The organism is Leifsonia araucanica (assembly GCF_051161895.1).
Taxonomy (GTDB): Bacteria; Actinomycetota; Actinomycetes; order Actinomycetales; family Microbacteriaceae; genus Leifsonia.
The window spans coordinates 2,796,661-2,819,004 of record NZ_JBMBTW010000002.1 but is presented as its reverse complement, the minus strand read 5'-3'; the positions used below and the strand labels follow the sequence as shown (position 1 = coordinate 2,819,004).

Sequence of the window (22,344 nt, the reverse complement as noted above, 5' to 3'; positions counted from 1 at the left end):
TGATGACCTGGGGATTCCTGTTGTTTACAGGGAACCCGAGCTGCGACCCGAGAGGCCTCAATTCACAGGCATCCATGATTCGTCCCCGTTAACGGGCCGACTTTCCGGAGATTCTCCACAAGTTATCCACAGGTGTTAATAATCGACTGTCCCCACTCTGGGGACAGATTTGTGGATAACTCGACCGAATGGATGTGCGCGAAGCGCGTGTCGCGGGCGCGCTACTTGCTGTAGCGGTGGTTCTGCTTGATGCGGCTCGTGAGCTCTGTCACCTGGTTGTAGATCGAGCGACGCTCCTTCATGAGCTCGCTGATCTTCTTGTTCGCGTACATCACCGTGGTGTGGTCGCGGTTGCCGAAGAGCTGGCCGATCTTGGGCAGGGAGAGGTTCGTGAGTTCGCGGCAGAGGTACATCGCGATCTGTCGGGCGGTGGCGACCGCCTGTGACCTACTCGACCCGTAGAGGTCGTCGACGGTGAGCTTGAAGTAGTCAGCCGTGTTCGTGATGATGTCGGTCGGCGCGATCACGTTGTCGTCGTCGAGCGTGATGAGGTCTTTGAGCACGGTCTGGACGAGCGGCATGTCCACAGGCGTGCGGTTGAGGCTGGCGAACGCGGTGACCCGGATGAGCGTGCCCTCGAGCTCACGGATGTTGCTCGATACCTTCGACGCCATGAATTCCAGGATGTCGTCCGGTACCTGGATCTTCTCGCTCTGCGCCTTCTTGCGGAGGATCGCGATGCGCGTCTCGAGGTCAGGCACCTGGACGTCTGTGATCAGGCCCCACTCGAAGCGGGACCGCATCCGGTCTTCGAACCCGGTGAGGTGCTTCGGCGGCAGGTCGCTGGTGATGACCACCTGCTTGTTGTGGTCGTGCAGGGTGTTGAAGGTGTGGAAGAAGGCTTCCTGGGTCTCCACCGCTCGCTGCAGGAACTGGATGTCGTCGATCAGCAGGATGTCGATGTTGCGGTAGCGCGCCTGGAACGACGAGCCGCGGTTGTTCGCGATCGAGTTGATGAAGTCGTTCGTGAACTCCTCACTACTGACGTACCGCACCCGGATGCCCGGGTAGAGGCTCATCGCGTAGTGGCCGATGGCGTGCAGGAGGTGGGTCTTGCCGAGTCCGGAGTCGCCGTAGATGAAGAGCGGGTTGTACGCCTTCGCCGGCGCTTCGGCCACGGCGACCGCTGCGGCGTGGGCGAAGCGGTTGGACTGGCCGATGACGAAGTTGTCGAAGCTGTACTTCGGGTTGAGGCGCGTGTCGTTGTTGCGCGGCGGCGCGGTGATCTCGGTGGGCGGCGCGATCATCTGCGCAGGAGCCTCGATGTATGCGGCGTCGGCCGGCTCGGTGGGCCCGGCCATCGTCTCCTGCTGGATCTCCGGGTTGACCACGATGGCGAAGGTGTTGACCGCGAGCGATTCGTCGAGGCCGCCGATGGCGTTGAGGAGGGGGACGCGGCTGCGTTGCTCGATCATCCCGCGGGTGAACTCGTTGGGCACCTCGAGATAGAAGGTGCCGGCCATGATGCCTTTGGGCTCGACCAGGCTGAGGAATCCGTGCAGCTGCGGTGTGATGCGGTCGTCCGACTCCAGTGAGTCGAGCACGCTCTGCCATGCCGCAGAAATGGACTCTTCGCCGCCTGCCATCGTTCCCCGTAATTCGTCTCGTGTGGATGCCTTCGACCGGCGAAGTACCCCGACTCCTTCGTCGATGCGTTCATCGGTTCGGCTGCGCGTACGCGGCCGGAAAGGTATTCACAGGGTTATCCACCGCTGTGTGTCCAATACCGTAGCGATCTCCTGCCGATTTTGGGATGGGCTGGGGATAACTTTGGTCCTCACGGTAACTTGTCCACAGGTTGTGGATCAAATTCGTTTGCGGGCATACGGCGGCGCGTCGCTCCTCAGGTTCTTCCCATTCCTGTGCATAATCATTGGATTTGTCTCGTCTGGTTTGACCTCGTCCGCCACAGGTCGTAGTTTTAATCAGTTGACTTCAGCCGTTGAGGCTGCCCAAAAACTTTTCACGGCCTCCCCGTGCTGGACTTTGCATCAGCACCGGCCTGTTAAGAGACCACACGGAGATTGAGATATGAGCAAGCGAACCTTCCAGCCGAACAACCGCAAGCGGGCGAAGACCCACGGCTTCCGTCTGCGTATGCGCACCCGTGCGGGTCGCGCGATCCTCGCTGCGCGCCGCAGCAAGGGCCGCACGAAGCTCTCGGCCTAGCCTTCACCGGTGCTCGCCAAAGCCAATCGCATCACGCGGGGGGCGGACTACAAGGCGACTGTGCGCCGCGGCGCTCGCTTCACTGGAGCGAACACCGTGACGTACATCCGTCCCAGTCCGGACCCGGATGTGGTGCGATTCGGCTTTATCGTGGGCAAGACCGTCGGTGTCGCCGTCCGGCGGAATCTCGTGCGTCGTCGCCTGAAGGCTGCGGCCCACGAACTGCTTCCGCGGATGTCGCCGGGCACCGACATCGTGATCAGGGCATTGCCAGCGTCCGCTCAAGCGGAGTGGGCTACCCTGCACGAAGAGATCTCCGCAGCAATCAGCCGATTCACCAGTAGAGGCAACGTCCGTCGATGAACACCGCATTCACTGCAGTGCTCCTTCTTCCGCGGAACTGTGCCGTGTTGGTGCTTCGCGCATACCGAGCGGTCATCTCACCTCTGTATGGAGACGTCTGCCGGTACTACCCGTCCTGTTCCGCTTATGCGTTGCAGGCCATCCAGGAGCACGGACTCGCTATCGGGACCGTGCTCGGCGTTCGCCGAATCGCTCGTTGCCACCCGTGGGCCGCGGGCGGGGTCGATGATGTCCCCCTCAAGAAGAAGCGCCGCTATCGGGTGACACCGTTCGGATTCGTCGTCGCCACAAGCCAGGGAAAGGCCTAGCAACCACATGGACATCATCGGAACGATTCTGTGGCCCATCAAATGGGTCGTGGAGCTCATCCTCGTTGCGTTCCACTGGCTGTTCTCGCAGATCGGCCTCGACCCGGCCGCCGGCCTCACCTGGGTGCTTTCGATCGTCGGACTGACGGTCGTCGTCCGTGCCGCCCTCATCCCGATCTTCGTCCGCCAGATCAAGAACCAGCGGCGGATGCTCGAAATCGCTCCGCAGCTGAAGAAGATCCAGGAGAAGTACAAGGGCAAGAAGGATCAGTTCTCGCGTGAGGCGATGTCCCGCGAGACGATGGACCTCTACAAGAAGACCGGCACGAACCCGCTGAGTTCGTGCCTCCCACTGTTGCTGCAGATGCCGGTGTTCTTCAGCCTCTTCCAGGTGCTGAACGGCGCCCAGGGCGGCCACGCCGGCGTCGGCCCCCTCAACTCGGAGCTGGCCAAGCAGTTCGGTGGTGCCACCCTGTTCGGTGTCGCTCCCCTGCACCAGAGCTTCCAGGGTGCGATGAACGCCCACCCGCAGCAGGTCGCCGTGATGATCATCGCGGCCGTGATGGTCGTGCTGATGACCGGTTCGCAGTTCCTCACTCAGCTGCAGATCGTCTCCAAGAACATGTCGCCGGAGACCAAGGCGAGCCCCCAATTCAAGCAGCAGCGCATCCTGTTGTACCTCCTCCCCTTCGTCTTCCTCTTCTCGGGCTTCGCCTTCCCGCTCGGCGTCATGTTCTACTGGCTGACCTCGAACCTCTGGACCATGGGCCAGCAGTTCCTCGTCATCCGCAACATGCCGACCCCGGGTTCGGACGCCGCGAAGGCGCGCGAGGCGCGGCTGGCACGCAAGGGCAAGCTCGTCCAGGAGGACGGCGCCGTCGTGCTGACGGTCGAAGAGGAAACGAAGAAGACCACTCAGCGCGTTCAGCCCGTGAGCAAGAACCGCGCGAAGAAGCAGGCCGGAAAGTAGTAGGGATTCCCAATGACCGATGTGCAGCAGTCCGAGTCCGTAGCCGAGCCCACCTCGGCTGAGGTTCCGTCGGCCGAGGTCGACGTGGACGTCGACGTCGAGTTCGCCGAGTCGGGCGCTGAGTCGTCAGCTCCCGTGTCGTCGGAGTCCGGTGACTACGAGCAGCCGACCGCCGACCAGCTCGATCAGGAAGGCGACATCGCCGCCGATTACATCGAGGAGCTGCTCGACATCGCAGACATCGACGGCGATATCGACATCGACGCCCGCAACGGCCGCTCCTACATCTCGGTCAACGCCGACGAGAACGCGAATCTGCGCCTGCTCTCGAAGCCGGACACCGTGACGGCTCTGCAGGAACTCACCCGCCTGGCTGTGCAGAACAAGACCGGCTCGTTCTCCCGCCTGATCCTGGACATCGCCGGCTCGCGCGACGCCCGCCAGGCCGAGCTCGCGACGCTCGTCGAGCGCGCGATCGCCCGCATCGAAGAGGGTGCGGAGCAGGCAGCACTTCCCGCGATGTCCTCGTACGAGCGCAAGCTGGTGCACGACATCGTCTCGGAGCGCGGCTTCGTTTCGAACTCGCAGGGCGAGGGTCGCGACCGTCACACGGTCATCACCAAGTCCTAGTTGTTTCACGTGGAACGGGGATCCGAAGCAATGAACGACGTCCTCGAGGCTGAGCCTGCCGCTGCCGCTCTTCTCTTCGGCCCGCGAATCGAGGTGGCTCGACAGTTCACGACGAACCTCGCCTCGCAGGGTGAGGAACGTGGACTGATCGGCCCGCTCGAACTCCCCCGTCTCTGGTCGCGCCACATCCTGAACAGCGTCATCGTCGCTCCCCTGCTCCGCCCCGGCCGCGTCGGTGATATTGGAAGCGGCGCGGGACTGCCCGGGCTCGTCCTCGCCATCGCGCGGCCCGACGTTTCTTTTGTGCTCATCGAGCCGATGGAGCGACGCGTCGCCTGGCTCAACGAGCAGGTCGCCGAGCTCGGCCTCACCAACGTGGATGTGGTCCGCGCCCGAGCCGAAGACGTCCGCCTGGATGCGCCGCTCGAGCAGGTGACCGCGCGAGCAGTCAGCGCCTTCCGTAAGCTCCTCCCCCTCACCGCTCCCCTTCTTCGCGATGGCGGCGAGCTGGTCCTGATGAAGGGCGCCGGCGCCCAGGCCGAAGTGGATGCGGCGACGAAAGAGATCCGCAAGTACAAAGTGCACGAAATCGAGGTTTTGACCCTTGGTCAGGACGTCCTGGATGAGGTTACGAGGGTAATCCGCGCGACTGTGAGGTAGCAAGAGGCGCTTAGGATCGCTCCTGTGACGCTGAAGCGGGTGCAATTTCGGGGGTTTATGCCCTGATTGTGGGTGCTGTTTCGTGCGTTTCTTGCGTACTGGGTTTCTGAGAGTCGCGTTTGAGTGCATCCCGGGTGATCGAGGATGGGCTCCTGCCTGCTCGAGCCGATTCCGCTATTGCGGACACTGCTCGGCCGCAAGGAGCTCACACTGCATCGCCGCTTCGTCCCAGCGAATCGCTACCCGCTTTGCAGTGCTTGCGGACTGATTTGGCCCGAGTGATCACCACTCGCAGAACCTAGTGCTTCCAGTTTGGTGATTGGGCAGTGGCGCCAGTGGGGTCGCGCCTGAGAGGCCGAACGCCAAGGTGCCGTCTATGCCGGGCTCTCGTCATGCTCGGTTGAGACGATGCCTATGGGCGCCCGCGAGCGGTCGGCCGGTCGCTTCGTGTTCGTCGAAAGATGACCCGCTTCCTGGTGTTGGCGTCGTTGGTTCTGCGGCATTCCGCCATGCCCAATGGATCGAATAGCGAAGCGCGCGCCGAGGCGAGGACAGGATGTGGTTGGCCTCCCCGCGGTCTTCAGGAGGTGCTGACCAGCAAGCCTGACTAGATGGTGTCAGTGGCCGTCCCCAGGACCGTGGTGATGGACTCGCTCAGCAGGTGAGACCAGTGAACACGGCCGTGGCGTTTCACGTGAAACGGTATTAGATCGGGCTGGCGACCGAGTCGGCCACGTTGCTGCTGCGGGAGTCCCCCCGTCTGCGCGAAGCCGCATAGATGTCCGCGACCGCTCCTTCTTGTGACCCGCGCGGATCCCTGAAGAGATGTGCGCTTCCGACAGGCTCGAGTGACTGTCCCTTTTCCGCGAGCGGGATGTACGGCATTCTCAGCGAAATGACTGAGCCCATCGAAAGAGCCGCGGCGGCCTGTTGACTGAACACGAAATGATAGTCAAGCTCACAATTGCGGAACCGCAGGCTGCGGAACCACGGAACTACGGAACTACAGGGCCTGCGCGGGCGTGAGCTGCGGCTGAATGAGTTCATCACGTGCCAGGGCAGCTTGGTATGAAGGCGTTAGAGCGCACCACCACCGTCGCTGACGTACGGTCCCGTACTGGCTAGCGGGACATAAGGTCCCTTTCTGACTAGCGGGATACACGGTCCTTGCTGACTAGCCAGAGGATCGCTCGATTGTGCCGGAGGACTAGCGGTAGATCATGGTCCGCCGGGGGTGGCTGACGCGGCGCGCGCGGCTCGGCAGGCCGAGCACCGTATTGGCCTTACAGGGTTGTTCGTGAATTGGTCGTTGGATCGGGGCCGGCTATTGCTTCTGATTCCGTTGCTCCGGGTGGTATCCCATCCCCTCGTCGGCCGTGCAACTGTCGGGACCGCTAGATGTATCGCTTGCGCACTACCTCCTGGACCGCGGCACCTCGCCGCGTGAGTGCCCCTGCCCGATACGGAACGAATCTCCCCGCGCGCCCGCTCACCAGAGCAACGAGGGTGTTTCACGTGAAACTGTCGGTATGGACGTCCCTGCAACGCGACGTTGATGCCGCCGTCTACTCGAGTGTCTAGGCGTCAACGCAAGGAACCAACTGTCCCACCTGGTGCGGGAGCGTGTGTCACCACCCTGAATCTGTTGCGCTCGCGATCCCGAAGTGCCCTAGTTGATCAACCCCGGGCCACGACCACTCCCCCACGCTTTCCACAGCCTCCAACTATCCACAGCGTGCCGCGAATCGGAAAGGCGAGCGCAGCATCCAAGATAGAGTTGACTGATGGCCGCAGAGCGCATGCGACCCCGTACTCAGACACCCGGTGCCGTGCACCATGATCGAGCGACAAGGTTTCACGTGAAACAACCGGACCAGGATGCCCAGGTCGGATCGAGCCCCGCGGGCTTCGACGCATCCACTCCCCTGGCGCAAGAAATCCACGAACTGACCCGGAGGCGGGAGGCTATCGCCTCCGAAACGCTCCCCCTACCGTCGCGGACTCGCATTTTCACCATCTCCAATCAAAAGGGCGGGGTCGGGAAGACCACCACCGTCGTGAATCTCTCCGCTGCACTCGCGAAGTCGGGTGCTCGGGTGCTGGTGATCGACCTGGATCCGCAGGGAAACGCATCCACTGCTCTCAGTGTCGAGCACCGCGAAGGCACCCCGAGCGTCTACGACGTGATCGTCAACGACAAAGAGCTCGACGAGGTGATTCAGAAGTCTCCGGAGTTCGATGGACTGTTCGTGGTCCCGGCGACAATCGACCTGGCTGGCGCAGAAATCGAGCTAGTCTCGATGGTCGCGCGCGAGCAGCGCCTCGGGCGCGCTCTGACGAGGTTCCTCGACGAATACGACTTCGACTATGTCCTGATCGACTGCCCCCCATCGCTCGGATTGCTCACGATCAACGCTTTCGTGGCCGCGACCGAGGTGCTCATCCCCATTCAGTGCGAGTACTACGCGTTGGAGGGCCTGAGCCAGCTGCTCAAGAACATCCAGCTGATCGAACGACACCTCAACCCCAAGCTTCAGGTGTCCACGATCCTGCTGACCATGTACGACTCCCGCACCAATCTGGCCCATCAGGTCGCCGAGGATGTGCGGGATCACTTCCCCAAGGAAGTCCTGAAGACCATCATTCCGCGTTCGGTCCGCATCTCGGAAGCACCGAGCTACGGGCAGAGCGTTATCAGTTACGACACGAATTCGTCCGGCTCGCTCTCCTATCTGGAAGCCGCCGCCGAGATCGCACGCAGAGGAGCACCCCGCTAATGGCAGCGAAGCGCACAGGATTGGGCCGAGGAATCGGCGCGCTCATCCCCACCACCGACCAGTCGGCGCGTCCCGTCGACGTCTTCTTCCCCGACTCCTCCGCAAACGCCGCATCGGATGGGCTGGTCGCCGTTCCGGGTGCACGGCTTGCCAACCTCTCCCCCGCTGACATCGTGCCGAACGCTGTGCAGCCGCGCACCGAGTTCGACCGCGAGGCGCTGGACGAGCTTGTGGCGAGCATCCGGGAAGTGGGCGTGCTGCAGCCGGTTGTCGTGCGGCCGATCGCTGGGCAGCCGGACAAGTTCGAGCTGATCATGGGTGAGCGTCGCCTGCGCGCGACGAAAGAGCTCGGACTCGACTCCATCCCGGCGGTCGTCAAGGAGACCGCCGACGAGGACATGCTCCGGGATGCGCTGCTCGAGAACCTGCACCGCTCGCAGCTCAACCCGCTTGAAGAGGCATCGGCCTACCAGCAGCTTCTCGCGGACTTCGGGATCACCCAGGAGGAGCTTGCTACCCGGATCGGACGCTCGCGCCCGCAGATCACCAACACCCTGCGTCTTCTCAAGCTGCCGTCCAGTGTGCAGAGCCGCGTCGCGGCCGGCGTTCTGAGCGCGGGTCACGCGCGGGCGATCCTGTCCGTCGGCGATGACGAAGAGGCCATGGCGCGACTCGCGGACAAGATCGTCAACGAAGAGCTCTCGGTGCGCGCGGCCGAGGCTGCGGCGAGCAAGAGCCCGAAGCCGGTGCGGTCGAAAGCGACGGCGGGCAAGCACCGCGGGCACCTGGATGAGATCGCCGAGAAGCTCGGGGACCGCCTGAATACGCGAGTCAAAATCTCACTCGGCGCGAGAAAAGGCCAGATCGTGGTTGATTTTGCCACGATTCAGGACCTCAACCGCATCCTGGATGAAATCGGACAGCCGAGCTACACCAGGCCGACCTTCAGCTGACGTCGATGCTCAGCTGACTCCGCGGGTGCACTGACGCAGCGGGTCCCCTGACGCCGCGGGTACGCTGACCCCCCCCGCGAGTCCGCTAACCCCGCGAGTCCGCTAGGGCCGCGAGTCCGCTAGGGCCGCGAGTAGTTGACCCCGCGAGTCCGCTAGGGCCGCGAGTCCGCTAGGGCCGCGAGTCCGCTAGGGCCGCGAGTCAGTTGACCCCGCGGCCCGACTAACGGTCGATCATGGGCGTGACAGGCGCAACCCCGTCACGCCTCAGCGATAGCCGCCAGCGCCAGCGCCGCGTACACATCCCCGAGGTCGCGCCCCGACGCCGCGATCGCCTGCGGCATGATCGACGTCTCCGTCAGCCCGGGAAGCACGTTCGCCTCCAGGAACCACGGCACCCCGGCTTCGTCCACGATCAGATCGATGCGGGACAGGTGGCGGAGGCCGAGCGCGACGTGCGCCGTCGTCGCAGCCGATGCCACCGCAGCGGCGGCCTCATCATCCAGCCGCGCCGGCACGTAGAACCGCGTCTCCCCCGCGTTGTACCGCGCGTCGAACGTGTACGCACCGGACACCGGCTCGATCTCCACGGCGGGCAGCGCTTCCGGCCCGTCTCCTGTGTCGATGACCGCCACCGACACCTCCACGCCCGTGACCTTGCGCTCGATCAGCGCGACGTCGGCGTAGGTGTACGCGTCGACCATCGCGCGCGGCAGCTCGTCGGCCTGCTCCACGATCGTCACGCCCTGCGCAGAGCCACCCTGCGCCGGCTTCACGACGAGCGGCGTGCCGAGACCGTCGAGCACCGTCGCCAGGACGCTGTTGGCGCCCAGCTCTCGGAAGGTCTCCTTCGGGAGGGCCACCGACGGGGGCGTCGCGACCCCGGCGCGCTCCACGATGGTCTTCGCGGTCGGCTTCGACCACGCCAGCCGGGACGCGTCCGTGCGGGAGCCGACGAACGGGATACCCGTCTGCTCCAGCAGGGCACGCAGAGCGCCGTCCTCACCGCTCGCGCCGTGCAGGGCCGGCCAGACCACATCCGGTCGGTTCTCGGCGAGGAAGCCGAGCAGGGACGCATCCGGGTCGCGGAACGTCACCTGGTGACCCAGCGAGTTCAGCGCGTCCGCGACGCGGCGGCCGCTGCGGAGGGAGATGTCGCGTTCGTGCGAGATGCCACCGGCAAGCACGACGATGTTGAGAGCGGCGTTTTCTGCCATGATCAGCTCTTTTCTTCAAACTCTGTCGGGTGATGAGTGCGCGGTGGCCTGCTGCAGGATGGGATCGAGCAAGCCGGACACCGGGGCTGCTCAGCGCAGGTCGGTGGGCGGGTTGGGACTGTTGCGCTCGCGGCGCGCGGAGAACAGCGGGCCGGTGCCGGCGAACGTGTCCAGCAGATCCTGCTCGCCATTGAGGACGTTCGCCAGCCGGCGAACACCCACCCGGATGCTCTCCGGCGTCGGATAACAGAACGACAGCCGGATGTTCTGGGCGCCTGAACCGTCCGCGAAGAACGCCGTCCCGGGCGTGTACGCGACCAGTTCGGTGACCGCTCGCGGAAGCATCGCCTTCGAGTCGAGGTGCGGCGGGAGCGTCAGCCAGACGTAGAAACCGCCGTTGGGGTTCGTCCAGCTCAGCTCGGGCAGGTACTCCTCGAGCGCGGCGATCATCGTCTCCTTGCGCTCCCGGTACACGCCGCGGAAGGTGTCGATCTGGCCCTTCCAGTCGGCGTCGCGCAGATACTCCGAGATGACCAGCTGGCTGAACGAACTCGGGCTCAGCACGGCCGCCTCGTTGGCGAGGATCAGCTTCTCGCGGATCGCGTGCGGCGCCAGCGCCCACCCGACCCGGAAACCGGGCGCGAGCGTCTTGGAGAACGTGCCCAGATAGACCACACCGTCCTGCTCGACGGAACGCATCGCCTCCGGCGGCCGCTCACCGAAATACAGCAGACCGTACGGGTTGTCTTCGAGCACCAGGATGTCGTTGGCCTTGCAGATCTCCAGAATCTCCAGGCGGCGCTCCCAGCTGAGGGTCACACCGGCCGGATTGTGGAACGTCGGCACCGTATACAAGAACTTCACCTTGCGGCCGGCGGTCTTCAGCCGGGCGATGTGCTCGCGGAGGGCCTCGGGGATCAGACCGTGCTCATCCATCGGCACGTGGTCGACCTCGGCTTGGTACGAGCGGAAGATCACCATCGCGGTGACGTAACTCGGCCCCTCGGCGAGCACCACATCCCCCGGGTCGATGAACAGCTTGCTGAACAGCTCGAGCGCGTGCTGCGAACCGGTCGTCACGACCACGTCGTCCGCGCTGGCCTTGATGCCTTCCAGAGCCATCACATCCAGGATCTGCTCGCGGAGCGCAGGAACGCCCTGACCGGAGCCGTACTGCAGCGCCACCGGGCCCTGCTCGCGCATCACCCGGTCCATCGCACCGACGACCAGATCCTCCGGAAGCGCCGCGACGTACGGCATGCCGCCGGCCAGGGAGACCACCTCTGGCCTGCTGGCGACGGCGAACAGGGCTCGGACCTCACTGGCGGCGAGGCCGCTCGTGCGCTGTGCGTAGTGGTTGTACCACGGGTCCAGATTGTTGCCGCGTGAAAGCGGGCTGCCCTGTTCAGTCACTTGTCTTCCGTTTCTTACGCCGTTTGCCAATGCTATTTGTGTGGTGCGCCGTGCCCGAAATCGAGGGATGCGCGGTGATACAAAAAAAGACCCGCCCGGCGTATTCGCCGGGCGGGTCTGTGAAGAACTGGTCGGCTACGCGAGGTAGGCGGCCAGGTCGGCTTCGAGGGCAGGCTTCGGCTTGGCGCCGATGACGGTCTTGACGACCTCGCCACCCTGGTACACCTTCATCGCGGGGATGGAGGTGATCTGGTACTTCGCAGCGGTCTGCGGGTTCTCGTCCACGTTGAGCTTCACGATCTCGATCTTGTCGGAGTGCTCAGCGGCGATCTGGTCGAGGATCGGGCCGACGGCGCGACACGGGCCGCACCACTCTGCCCAGAAGTCGACGAGGATCGTCTTCTCGCTGTTGAGGACATCGCTCTCGAAAGAGGCGTCCGTGACCGAACGTGCTGCAGACATTCTTATATCTCCTTATGCGGTGGTTGTGAGTTCGAGATCGCTGGACTCGACCTCGACGGTCTGGTCCAGCAGGTCTTTGGGGAGGGTCGTGAGGTAGTGCTCCGCGTCGAGAGCCGCGACCGTTCCGGATGCGGCTGCCGTGATGGCCTGACGATACGTCGGGTCGATCACATCACCGGCGGCGAACACACCGGCGACCTTGGTCTTGGACGACCGACCGGCGACCGCGATGGTGCCCTCCGGCGTGAGGTCGAGCTGACCGTGCACCAGGTGGACGCGCGGGTCGTTGCCGATCGCGATGAACAGGCCGTTGAGGGCGAGCTGGCTCTCGGCGCCGCTGTTCACATCCCGCAGGGTGACGCTCTCCACGGTCTCTTCGCCGTTGATGGCGACGACTTCGGAGTTCCACACGAACTCGATCTTCTCGTTCGCGAAAGCGCGCTCCTGCATGATCTTGGAGGCACGCAGCTCCTCCTTGCGGTGGATCACGTAGACCTTGTCCGCGAAGCGGGTGAGGAAGTTGGCCTCCTCCATCGCCGAGTCGCCTCCGCCGACGACAGCAATCGTGCGCTCACGGAAGAAGAACCCGTCGCAGGTGGCGCACCAGGACACACCGTGTCCGGACAGGCGCTCCTCGTCGTGGAGACCGAGCTTGCGGTAGGCGGAACCGGTGGCGAAGATCACCGAGAGGGCTTCGTGCTTGGCACCGGAGCCCAGGGTGACGCTCTTCACGTCGCCGGTGAGGTCGACGGACACGACGTCGTCGAGGACGACCTCCGTGCCGAACCTCTCGGCCTGCGCCTGCATCTTGAACATGAGGTCAGGACCCATGATCCCCTCGGGGAAACCGGGGAAGTTCTCCACCTCGGTCGTGTTCATGAGTTCTCCGCCTGCTTCGACGGAGGAAGCGATCAGCAGCGGCCGGAGGTTGGCACGCGCAGCGTAAATCGCTGCGGTGTAACCGGCGGGGCCGGAACCGATGATGATGATCTGCCGCACGGCGGGAGCTCCTTGCACTATCTGTAACGGCCCGGAACCGGACCGCTGAGGTGTAGAACACATCCTAGGCGGATGCTATTCCGTTTCACGTGTGAGTTCGGAGCGGACGCCCAACCGGTTCAGAACCGGTGCCAGACCGGCCTGCAGATCGCGTGAACGCAGCAGTGTCAGGATGCCCAGATACACCACGAGCATGACCACACCGACCACCGCGGACGACACCACGGCGCCGATGATCCCGCTCACCGGGAACGCACCTTCGTCCACGCCGCCCATGATCACCAGGAAGCCGCCGCCGGCGATCATCGCGGCCAGCGCGGCCACCGCGAACCGCCACAGACCCCTCAGAATGCGTCGCCCGTCCACTCCCCCGGTCTGGCGGCGCAGAAGGGCGAACGCGAGCGCGGCCTGCGCGACGCTCGCGATCGAGACGACGAGGGCGACGGATGCGGCCCTCGCGGGCGCGGGGACCGCGAAGCACACGAGCACGCCCACCACGATCAGGATCACCTGGGCGAGCGTGAAGAAGAACGGCGTGCGTGTATTGCCCAGTGAGTAGAAGGCGCGCTGGGCCATGAAGACGAGCGAGAATGGCACGAGACCGACCAGATACGCGATCAGCACCCAGCCCATCGCCTGGTAGTCGACGGTGAACACGCGCGCGACGGGGAACGCGACGACGATCAGCGCAGCGGAGGAGAACGTGATCAGCAGCATGATCGAGCGTGTGGCCGACGAGAAGTCGTCGCGGAAGCCCGCGGTGTCCCTGAGGTGCGCGTGCTCGGCCATCCTGGTGTAGAAGCTGGTCACGATCGAGACGGCGATGATGCCGTGCGGCAGCATGAAGATCAGCCAGGCGTTGTTCATCACGAACGTTCCCGCGTTGCCCGTTCCGGCGGAGTTGGCGACGTTGGTCTCGACCAACCCGGCGACCTGGGTGGCGATGAGCATGGCGAGCGTCCAGCCGGCCGCCTTGCCTGCGTGGCCGAGATTGACGCCGCGCCAGCCGAAGTCGAAGCGGAAGCGGAGGCCGATGCGCCGCCAGAAGAAGAACAGCAGGAACGCCTGAACGGCGACCCCGAGCGTCGCGCCACCCGCCAGCAGGGCGACCATCCCGCCCGACCATTCGTGGCTGCGCGTTCCGGCCGGGTCTGCGCCGAACATCGCGATGAAGGCGATGAGCATCCCGATCGCGATGACGTTGTTGACGACGGGCGCCCAGGTAAACGGCCCGAACGACTTGCGCGCGTTGAGCACTTCGCCGAGCAGAGTGTAGAGGCCGAGGAAGAAGATCTGAGGGAGCGACCAGTACGCGAACGCCGTCGCGAGGTCGGCCTTCGCGCCGCGCAGACCGAACAGCGTGATCAGCACGGGCGAGAGCAGCGTCGCGACGAGCGCGACAGCCGCGAACACGACGATTCCGAGCGTGACCAGCTTGTTGATGTATGCCTTGCCGCCGTCCGCGTTGACGGAGGCGCGCACGATCTGCGGCACCAGGATGGCGTTCAGGATGCCCTGGGCGATGATCGCGTAGATGCTGTTCGGGACGATGGTGGCGGTGGCGTACGCGTTGGAGGCGAACGCCACGGCACCGATCGCCTGCAGCAGCAGCCACGCCTTCGCGAAGCCGAGCAGGCGGGAGACGAGCGTGCCGGAGGCGAGCACGGCGCTCGCGCGGCCGATGCTAGCCACGGGCGTCCCCCTCGGGCGGGGTGGTGGGCTCGGCCGCGTCGGCGGGGTCGGCTACGTCGGCCTCGCCCTCGCCCTCGCCGCTCTCCCCCGCCAGCCGCTTCCTCCGCTGATCGCGGCGGCGCAGGATGTTGCGCACGATGCCGAAGCCGAACAGCAGCACCAGCAGGATGCCGAAGATCAGCGCGCCGATGCCCTCCCAGTCGGCGTGCACATCCACTGTCACAGCGCTCGGGTCGCCGATCGGCACGCCGGCGGGGCTGTAGAGCCGCAGCGACAGCACCACCTGCCCGTTGCCGAGCTTCGCCTTCACCGGAACCAGCATGGTCGCGCGGGAGTCCTGCGGGATGCGCTTGGTCGCGTTCTGGTCGATCTCCAGCCGGCTGTTGGATGGCGCCGCCGTCAGCACGAGGTTCGCCGCCTCGTCCTTCAGCTCGTTGCTGACCGTGAACGGGATGGATCCCTGGGCGCTCACCAGGTTGACGTTCTCGGTCGGCAGGATCTTGATCGAGTGAAGGGTGTCGACCGTCCCCTTCCGGGAGGCGGCGACCGCTGCAGACCAGTCGGTGCGCGGGTTCTGCCACGACACGGCGAACAGGGTCAGCAGCTCGGCCCTGGTGCGTCCCGTCATCGTCTCCGGCTTGTCGAGCACCGTCGCGAAGGCGTCGAGCGACTGCTCGTCCTGCACCAGCGCTTTGAAGGCGTCGATGCGGGTCTGCGACTCCGGGGCGTCGCTGAGCGAGAGGCCGGAGCTCGCGGCCGCGGACGCCGTCGACGGGAAGGTGGCCGGCGTCGTCCACGGGGAGGAGAACAGGGTCTCGAGGGTGCGGCGCAGCTGGGTGCCGCTGGACGGCCAGGAGCGGTCGAAGGAGATGAGCAGCTGCTTGCTCTGGGTGCCCTCCGCGCTGATCAGTTCGAGCTGCGCGTTGACCTTGGACATGGCCGTGTTCCATGCGACGTCGCTCGGCGCGGAGGCCGCCTGCCGGATCGCGGTGGAGAGCGCCTCGTCGGAGATCACGAGCTTGCCGCCGTCGAAGGGAAGCGTCGCGTTGGGGGTGCTCTCGAGCGTGCTCTGGTTGGTGTTGGACCCGGAGGCGATCACGGTGCGCAGGCCGGCGGCGGCCAGCGGCGCGAGGTCCGCCGTGCGCACCGTATTGTCCCCCGGCCAGCCGATGCCGGTCAGCGAGTATTTCCAAGCCACCAGCTCGTCGAGGGTCGGCAGGGTGACGTCGGTTCCGGAGGTGGGCGTCGGCGACGGCGTCTCTGCGGGCGGCGTGGGCGTCGCGGTGGACGGCTCACCGACCGGCGTGGGCGACGGCGTGAAGTTCTTCGGGTCGAGCGCGTACGCGAGCGAGGTGGGCGCCAGCGGGGTCGCGATGCCCGCCTGCACCTGACCGGTCACGTCAGCGTCGCCGAACCCGAGGGAGAAGGTGTCGTTGGGCAGTCCGGCGAGGCGGTTCAGCCAGTCGGTCGCGCTCGCGGGCGCCGCGTTCCCGAGGGCGCGGACGGAGGCGACGATCATCGGATCGATGCCGACTGTGACCGTGCTGTGGCCGATCAGGCCGTCGAGGTCGCGGGTGAGGACGCCGTTCGGGGACGTGTACGTCGCGAGGTCGGCCGCCGAGATGAGTCCGTCGGAGGTCGACGGGCTGACGATCGGCATGATGACGCTGACCGAGGAGCGCGTACTCGCGACGCCGGGGTTCCAGACGACGCTGCCCCGCGCATCCACTGTCTTGCCGCCGACGCTGGCGGTCGCGCCGATGCCGTACACGGCGCCGGAAGAGTTGGTGCCGAACGGGACGGCGGCGGCCGGGACCGTGATCCGGACGACCGTGCTGGTGCCCGGCTCAAGGACGGTGACGGGGCCGTCGCCGATGGTGACCCTGTTCGACACGGCCGTCGTGGAGGTGAGCCAGGAGTTGAGGGAGGCACGCGACTTCTGCGGGGACGGGTCGAGCCAGAGCGAGACGGAGCCGGCCGGATACGCGCTGTCGGTGGGGTTGGTGACCGTGACGGAGACCGTGAGGTCTTGCGTCGGTGTGAGCACGCCGCCGTTGTCCGCGGAGAGGGAGGCGGAGATGTCGTCGGTCGTGACGGCGGTGAGGGAGGACGCGGAGACGCTGGATGCGGCACTGACTGACGCCGCAGACACCGCCCCGGAGGCCGTGGCACCGGATGCTGCCGCCGGCACGACAGCGACGGCCAGCGCGGCGCAGACGAGCGCGGCGAGGCTCCTCACCCCCTGCCGAAGGGTGAATCGGGGTGCGCTCATGCGTCGATGCACGATCCCGACTCGGCCTCCATGTCGACGATTCTAGAGGCCGCCCGCTGTGAGACCCCGACGAGCGCGCCCGGTGGAGCGCCCCTATTAAACTGAGGCACCATGCACAGCGTCGCCGATTCCCTCGCCCGCCTCGGCGACCTCGCCCGTTCGGCGACCGTCGCAACGCTGGCCTCCGCGTTCTCCGGAGCGGGCTACGAGCTGGCGCTGGTCGGGGGTCCTGTCCGGGATGCTCTGCTCGACCGGCCGGTGCACGACCTCGACTTCACGACCGACGCGCGGCCGGACGACATCCTGCGTGTCGTGTCCCCGCTCGCCGACGCCGTCTGGGACATCGGCCGCCAGTTCGGCACGATCGGCGCGCGGTTCGGCGACGACACGGTCGAGATCACCACATACCGCACAGACAGCTACGACGGCGAGACGAGGAAGCCGGATGTGGAGTTCGGCGACACGCTCGAAGGCGACCTCCTCCGCCGCGACTTCACCGTGAACGCGCTCGCCCTGCGCATCCCGGAGGTGAAGCTGGTCGACCCGTCCGGTGGTGTCGAGCACCTGCTGAGCCGCACGCTCACGACGCCGAGCACCCCCGCCGTCTCGTTCGGCGACGACCCGCTGCGCATGATGCGCGCCGCCCGGTTCACGTCGCAGCTCGGCTTCACCGTCGACGACGAGACGAAGGATGCGATGGCGGAACTCGCCGGGCGCATCGAGATCGTGAGCGCGGAGAGAGTGCGCGACGAGCTCAGCAAGCTGCTCTGCACGGACAACCCTCGGCCGGGCATCGAGCTGCTGGTCGCCACCGGCCTCGCCGCCCAGGTCATCCCGGAGATCCCGGCGCTGCGGCTGGAAATCGACGAGCACCACCACCACAAAGACGTCTACCAGCACAGCCTCACGGTGCTCGACCAGGCGATCGGCTACGAGAAGGAGCGGCACCCCGGCGAGGCGCCCGACCTCGTGCTGCGGCTGGCGGCGATCCTGCACGACATCGGAAAGCCCGCGACGCGCAGGCTGGAGCCCGGCGGCGTCGTCAGCTTCTATCACCACGACGTGGTCGGCGCGAAGCTCGCGAAGAAGCGGCTCACCGCCCTGCGGTTCGATAAGGCGACCATCGAGTCCGTCTCCCGTCTGATCGAGCTGCACCTGCGGTTCTTCGGGTATGCGGACGCGCACTGGACGGACTCCGCCGTGCGCAGGTACATCCGGGATGCCGGGCCCGAGCTCGAGCGCCTGCACATGCTCACGCGTGCCGACGTCACCACCCGCAACCGCCGCAAGGCCGACAGGCTCGGCTTCGCCTACGACGATCTGGAAGCGCGGATCGCCGAGCTCAAGGAGCGGGAGGAACTGGATGCGGTGCGTCCCGACCTCGACGGGGAGCAGGTCATGCGCATCCTGGGCCTCAAGCCGAGCAGGGAGGTGGGTCAGGCGATGAAGTTCCTGCTGGAGCTGCGGCTGGACGACGGCCCGCTCGGCGAGGAGGAGGCGACCAGGCGGCTGCTGGAGTGGTGGGAAGCGCAGCACTGACGCCGGGTTCTCCACAGGGATGCGCGCCCGCCGGGTTATCCACCGATCACTGACCGCCTGTTCCCGGATGCGCCCCTCCCCGCGAGGGTGGATGCATGACCAACGCACTCCTCGAAGCCACCGCCGCCGCTCCCCTGGCCACCGCCGACTGGCGCGACACGCCCGCATCCGTTACGCTGGACAGGTTGTCTGGGCAGACGTATGCCCGCACGACAGATGTAGAACCCTCCTGCTACAGACCGTCTGTAGCCGCCAAGTCCAAAGGAGGTGGGTTAGTCATGCATCAGTACGAGTTGATGGTCATCCTCGATCCAGAGATCGACGAGCGCACCGTAGCTCCCAGCCTTGACAAGTTCCTCAACGTCGTCCGCGACGCAGGTGGATCCGTCGACAACGTCGACATCTGGGGCCGCCGCCGCCTCGCCTACGAGATCAACAAGAAGACCGAGGGCATCTACGCCGTCGTTCAGCTGACCTCGAACGGTGAGACCACCAAGGAGCTCGACCGCCAGCTGAAGCTGAGCGAGGCCGTCATGCGCACCAAGGTCCTCCGTGCGGAAGAGGCGATCGCTCAGGTCGCCGCCGCAACGAAGCTCGCCGACGAGAAGGCCGCCCGCAAGGCTGCCGCTCCCGCCAAGGCAGCCGCCGCCGACAAGGCTGGCGCCTAGTCCCATGGCCGGCGAGACCGTCATCACCGTGGTGGGCAACCTCACCAGCGACCCGGAGCTGCGTTACACGCAGAACGGGCTCGCGGTTGCCAACTTCACCATCGCATCCACACCCCGCACGTTCGACCGTCAGGCGAACGAGTGGAAGGACGGTGAGGCTCTCTTCCTGCGCGCGAGCGTCTGGCGTGAATTCGCCGAGCACGTCGCCGGATCGCTGACGAAGGGTTCGCGCGTCATCGCGCAGGGCCGTCTGAAGCAGCGTTCCTACGAGACGAAGGAAGGTGAGAAGCGCACCTCGATCGAGCTCGAGATCGATGAGATCGGCCCGTCGCTGCGCTACGCCACCGCTTCGATCACGCGCGCGCAGTCGTCTGGCCGTGGCCCTGGAGGGTTCTCCTCCGGTGGCGGCGCCGTCGAAGAGCCGTGGGCAGCATCGGCGCCTGCAGACGCCTCCTCCTCTTCGGGAGCGGACGTCTGGAACACGCCGGGCAACTACAGCGACGAGACTCCCTTCTAAGGGTCACCAACATTCACCAGCCCCATCGGGCTTCGATGAGGGCGGAAAGCAAAGGAAATCATGGCTGGAAAGTCGAGCGGCGACCGCCGCAAGCCGATCCGCAAGGGCAAGGACGGCAAGAACGCCGCTCCGGCGAAGTCGATTCGCGTCGGCGTCATTGACTACAAGGACGTCGCGACCCTGCGGAAGTTCATCTCGGAGCGTGGAAAGATCCGCGCCCGCCGCATCACCGGTGTCTCCGTGCAGGAGCAGCGCCTGATCGCACGTGCCGTCAAGAACGCACGCGAGATGGCACTCCTCCCCTACGCCGGCTCGGGCCGTTAGGAGATACGGATATGTCGAAACTCATTCTGACGCACGAGGTCACCGGCCTCGGCTCGGCCGGAGACGTCGTCGACGTCAAGAACGGCTATGCACGCAACTACCTCATCCCGCAGGGCTTCGCTATCGCGTGGACCCGCGGTGGTGAGAAGCAGGTGGAGCAGATCAAGGCGGCTCGCACCGCTCGTGAGCTCCACACCATCGAGCAGGCGCAGGACCTGAAGGCGAAGCTTCAGGCCACCAAGGTCAAGCTCACCGTGAAGGCGGGCCGCGAGGGTCGTCTCTTCGGTTCGGTCAAGACCTCCGACATCGCGGACGCCGTCAAGGCTGCTGGGATCGGCGAGCTGGACAAGCGCAAGATCGAGATCACGTCGCCCATCAAGGTCGTCGGTGACCACGAGGCCACGGTTCGTCTTCACGACGACCTGTCCGCCGTGATCACCCTTCAGGTGGTCGCTGCCAAGTAGGCACGATAAGCAGTGATTGTAGCGGCGGGCTGAGGCCCGCCGCTACACCTGTTAACGGGCAATATCCGCAGCTTTGTACACAGGTCGGACCGCCCCGCATGCGGGTTTCACCACAAGAATGAAACTGTTTTCTACACACAGGGTGTGGAAAGAAAAATCCCCGGTCAAGCGTAAAATAACTCGCGAGATTCATTTTTAGTCCACACCTTTCCACACAGGTTGTGCACAAGCAGCGCGGCGTTTCGCGCAGATTCTCCCCAACGTTATCCACAGGGCGAGTTGTGGCCTGTGGATGTGCTCCATAGGGTGGAGCGAGGTCGGCGGAAGCCGGTCGCAGGGAACCGGCGATGTCGGTGGTCACCCGCAAGATCCTGATAGTCAGCGAGCCGTGCCACGCAGTGTGGCGTGAGCGAGTTTCACTGGTATTCAGGCTGCTCGGGATGCGCGCCGTGAAACGCCCGCGCCGGTCGCCCTGCCCGGACAGACGTGACGGAACGAAAGAGGAGAAAACGTGTCGATCGCCCACCTGGGTCTCGCAGACCAACGCGAACCGGGCGAAGCGCGCACCTCGGAACGGACGCCGCCGCACGACCTCCTGGCCGAGCAGAGCGCCCTCGGCGGAATGCTGCTCAGCAAGGATGCGGTCGCCGATGTCGTCGAGGTCGTCCGCGGCCCTGACTTCTACATCCCCAAGCACGAGATCATCTACGACGCGATCCTCTCCCTCTACTCGCACGGAGAGCCGACCGACGTCATCACCGTCACCGACGAACTCACCAAGGTCGGCGAGCTCTCCCGCGCGGGCGGCGCCGAATACCTGCACACGCTCACCAGCCTCGTGCCGACGGCGGCGAACGCCGGGTACTACGCGAACATCGTCGCCGAGAAGGCTCTGCTGCGCCGCCTGGTCGAGGCCGGCACGCGCATCACGCAGATGGGCTACAAGGCTGAGGGCGAAGTCCTCGACCTCGTCAACAACGCGCAGGCCGAGATCTACTCCGTCACCGGTTCGCAGGAGACCGAGGACTACGTCCCCCTCTCCGACGCCGTCACCGTCGCCATCGACGAGATCGAGGCCGCGAAGCACAAGGACGGCTCGATGACGGGCGTTCCGACCGGCTTCGCCGAGCTGGACGAACTCACCAACGGCCTCCACCCCGGCCAGATGATCATCGTCGCCGCCCGACCCGCCCTCGGAAAGTCGACGCTCGCCCTCGACTTCGCCAGGGCCGCCGCCATCAAGCACGACATGGCCACCATCTTCTTCTCCCTCGAAATGGGCAGGAGCGAGATCGCGATGCGTCTCCTCTCCGCCGAGGCGTCCATCCCGCTGCAGAGCATGCGCAAGGGAATGGTGGAGAGCCGCGACTGGACGACCCTCGCATCCACTCGGGGCCGCATCAACGACGCCCCCCTCTACATCGACGACAGCCCCAACATGACCCTCGTCGAGATCCGGGCCAAGTGCCGCCGCCTCAAGCAGCGCGTCGGCCTCAAGATGGTCATCATCGACTACCTGCAGCTGATGACGAGCGGCAAGCGCGTCGAAAGCCGCCAGCAGGAGGTCAGCGAGTTCTCCCGAGCCCTCAAGCTGCTCGCCAAAGAGCTCCAGGTGCCCGTGATCGCCCTCTCCCAGCTGAACCGTGGCCCGGAGCAGCGAGCAGACAAGCTCCCCGCCCTGAGCGACCTCCGCGAGTCCGGCTCGATCGAGCAGGACGCCGACATGGTCATCCTCCTCCACCGCGAATCCGCCTACGAGAAGGACAACCCCCGCGCCGGAGAGGCCGACCTCATCGTCGCCAAGCACCGAAACGGCCCCACCCGCACCGTGACAGTCGCCTTCCAGGGCCACTTCTCCCGGTTCACGGACATGGCGCCGGTGTAGGCGTC

At 65.5% G+C, this 22,344-nt stretch carries 21 protein-coding genes; 14 read left to right on the top strand and 7 right to left on the bottom strand.

Features of this window, described 5'->3' with window-relative positions:
* Positions 1-221: 221 nt before the first annotated feature.
* Positions 222-1,646 carry a chromosomal replication initiator protein DnaA gene (dnaA, locus tag ACN6M5_RS13615; protein WP_085367447.1) on the bottom strand — a complete coding sequence of 475 codons (1,425 nt, stop codon included), beginning with the start codon at positions 1,644-1,646 and terminating at the stop codon, positions 222-224.
* A 445-nt stretch (positions 1,647-2,091) separates the two neighbouring features.
* On the opposite strand from dnaA, the gene rpmH reads away from it, so the two are divergent.
* The 8 genes from rpmH (at position 2,092) to ACN6M5_RS13575 (ending at position 8,890) form a co-directional block, all read left to right on the top strand.
* Entirely contained in the window at positions 2,092-2,229 is a 138-nt protein-coding gene (gene rpmH / locus ACN6M5_RS13610) for a 50S ribosomal protein L34 (protein WP_055897189.1), read from the top strand.
* Positions 2,230-2,238: 9 nt separating this feature from the next.
* Positions 2,239-2,592, top strand: coding sequence for a ribonuclease P protein component (gene rnpA / locus ACN6M5_RS13605; protein WP_085367446.1), 354 nt, complete (start codon positions 2,239-2,241; stop codon positions 2,590-2,592).
* A complete protein-coding gene (gene yidD / locus ACN6M5_RS13600) occupies positions 2,589-2,900 on the top strand; it encodes a membrane protein insertion efficiency factor YidD (RefSeq protein WP_085367445.1) in 312 nt (103 codons plus the stop codon). The genes rnpA and yidD overlap by 4 nt, the downstream gene beginning before the upstream one ends.
* 7 nt (positions 2,901-2,907) lie before the next feature.
* Positions 2,908-3,870: a membrane protein insertase YidC gene (yidC, locus tag ACN6M5_RS13595; RefSeq protein WP_085367444.1), complete on the top strand. Its 963-nt coding sequence runs from the start codon at positions 2,908-2,910 to the stop codon at positions 3,868-3,870.
* 12 nt (positions 3,871-3,882) lie between these two features.
* Entirely contained in the window at positions 3,883-4,500 is a 618-nt protein-coding gene (locus tag ACN6M5_RS13590; protein ID WP_434950609.1) for a Jag family protein, read from the top strand.
* Between the two features lie 30 nt (positions 4,501-4,530).
* Positions 4,531-5,160 carry a 16S rRNA (guanine(527)-N(7))-methyltransferase RsmG gene (gene rsmG / locus ACN6M5_RS13585; RefSeq protein WP_434950607.1) on the top strand — a complete coding sequence of 210 codons (630 nt, stop codon included), beginning with the start codon at positions 4,531-4,533 and terminating at the stop codon, positions 5,158-5,160.
* A 1,859-nt stretch (positions 5,161-7,019) separates the two neighbouring features.
* Entirely contained in the window at positions 7,020-7,937 is a 918-nt protein-coding gene (locus tag ACN6M5_RS13580) for a ParA family protein (protein WP_434950605.1), read from the top strand.
* Positions 7,937-8,890 (top strand): ParB/RepB/Spo0J family partition protein, encoded by a 954-nt coding sequence (locus tag ACN6M5_RS13575; protein WP_085367440.1) that lies wholly within the window; start codon positions 7,937-7,939, stop codon positions 8,888-8,890. The genes ACN6M5_RS13580 and ACN6M5_RS13575 overlap by 1 nt, the downstream gene beginning before the upstream one ends.
* Before the next feature lie 257 nt (positions 8,891-9,147).
* Here the strand turns inward: ACN6M5_RS13575 and ACN6M5_RS13570 are convergent, their stop codons facing one another.
* The 6 genes from ACN6M5_RS13570 to ACN6M5_RS13545 all read right to left on the bottom strand — a co-directional run bounded on the left by ACN6M5_RS13570 (position 9,148) and on the right by ACN6M5_RS13545 (position 16,942).
* Positions 9,148-10,104, bottom strand: a complete 957-nt coding sequence (locus ACN6M5_RS13570; protein WP_085367439.1) for a D-alanine--D-alanine ligase family protein — start codon at positions 10,102-10,104, stop codon at positions 9,148-9,150.
* Between the two features lie 90 nt (positions 10,105-10,194).
* Positions 10,195-11,517, bottom strand: coding sequence for an aminotransferase-like domain-containing protein (locus ACN6M5_RS13565; protein WP_085367438.1), 1,323 nt, complete (start codon positions 11,515-11,517; stop codon positions 10,195-10,197).
* A gap of 135 nt (positions 11,518-11,652) precedes the next feature.
* Positions 11,653-11,979 (bottom strand): thioredoxin, encoded by a 327-nt coding sequence (trxA, locus tag ACN6M5_RS13560; RefSeq protein ID WP_055897216.1) that lies wholly within the window; start codon positions 11,977-11,979, stop codon positions 11,653-11,655.
* Between the two features lie 12 nt (positions 11,980-11,991).
* Positions 11,992-12,978 carry a thioredoxin-disulfide reductase gene (trxB, locus tag ACN6M5_RS13555; RefSeq protein ID WP_085367437.1) on the bottom strand — a complete coding sequence of 329 codons (987 nt, stop codon included), beginning with the start codon at positions 12,976-12,978 and terminating at the stop codon, positions 11,992-11,994.
* A gap of 75 nt (positions 12,979-13,053) precedes the next feature.
* Positions 13,054-14,670: a murein biosynthesis integral membrane protein MurJ gene (murJ, locus tag ACN6M5_RS13550; RefSeq protein WP_434950601.1), complete on the bottom strand. Its 1,617-nt coding sequence runs from the start codon at positions 14,668-14,670 to the stop codon at positions 13,054-13,056.
* Positions 14,663-16,942: a DUF6049 family protein gene (locus ACN6M5_RS13545; protein ID WP_434950599.1), complete on the bottom strand. Its 2,280-nt coding sequence runs from the start codon at positions 16,940-16,942 to the stop codon at positions 14,663-14,665. The genes murJ and ACN6M5_RS13545 overlap by 8 nt, the downstream gene beginning before the upstream one ends.
* A 111-nt stretch (positions 16,943-17,053) precedes the next feature.
* Here ACN6M5_RS13545 and ACN6M5_RS13540 point away from each other — a divergent pair, with 111 nt between their 5' ends.
* The 6 genes from ACN6M5_RS13540 to dnaB all read left to right on the top strand — a co-directional run bounded on the left by ACN6M5_RS13540 (position 17,054) and on the right by dnaB (position 22,339).
* A complete protein-coding gene (locus ACN6M5_RS13540) occupies positions 17,054-18,481 on the top strand; it encodes a CCA tRNA nucleotidyltransferase (RefSeq protein WP_434950597.1) in 1,428 nt (475 codons plus the stop codon).
* 278 nt (positions 18,482-18,759) lie between these two features.
* Complete coding sequence (gene rpsF, locus ACN6M5_RS13535) at positions 18,760-19,149, top strand: 30S ribosomal protein S6 (RefSeq protein WP_085367434.1); 390 nt, start codon at positions 18,760-18,762, stop codon at positions 19,147-19,149.
* A gap of 4 nt (positions 19,150-19,153) precedes the next feature.
* A complete protein-coding gene (locus ACN6M5_RS13530) occupies positions 19,154-19,666 on the top strand; it encodes a single-stranded DNA-binding protein (RefSeq protein WP_085367433.1) in 513 nt (170 codons plus the stop codon).
* 60 nt (positions 19,667-19,726) lie between these two features.
* A complete protein-coding gene (gene rpsR, locus ACN6M5_RS13525; RefSeq protein WP_055897232.1) occupies positions 19,727-19,990 on the top strand; it encodes a 30S ribosomal protein S18 in 264 nt (87 codons plus the stop codon).
* An 11-nt stretch (positions 19,991-20,001) separates the two neighbouring features.
* Positions 20,002-20,454 (top strand): 50S ribosomal protein L9, encoded by a 453-nt coding sequence (gene rplI, locus ACN6M5_RS13520; protein ID WP_085367432.1) that lies wholly within the window; start codon positions 20,002-20,004, stop codon positions 20,452-20,454.
* A gap of 511 nt (positions 20,455-20,965) precedes the next feature.
* Positions 20,966-22,339 (top strand): replicative DNA helicase, encoded by a 1,374-nt coding sequence (gene dnaB / locus ACN6M5_RS13515; RefSeq protein WP_085367431.1) that lies wholly within the window; start codon positions 20,966-20,968, stop codon positions 22,337-22,339.
* Positions 22,340-22,344: the final 5 nt, after the last annotated feature.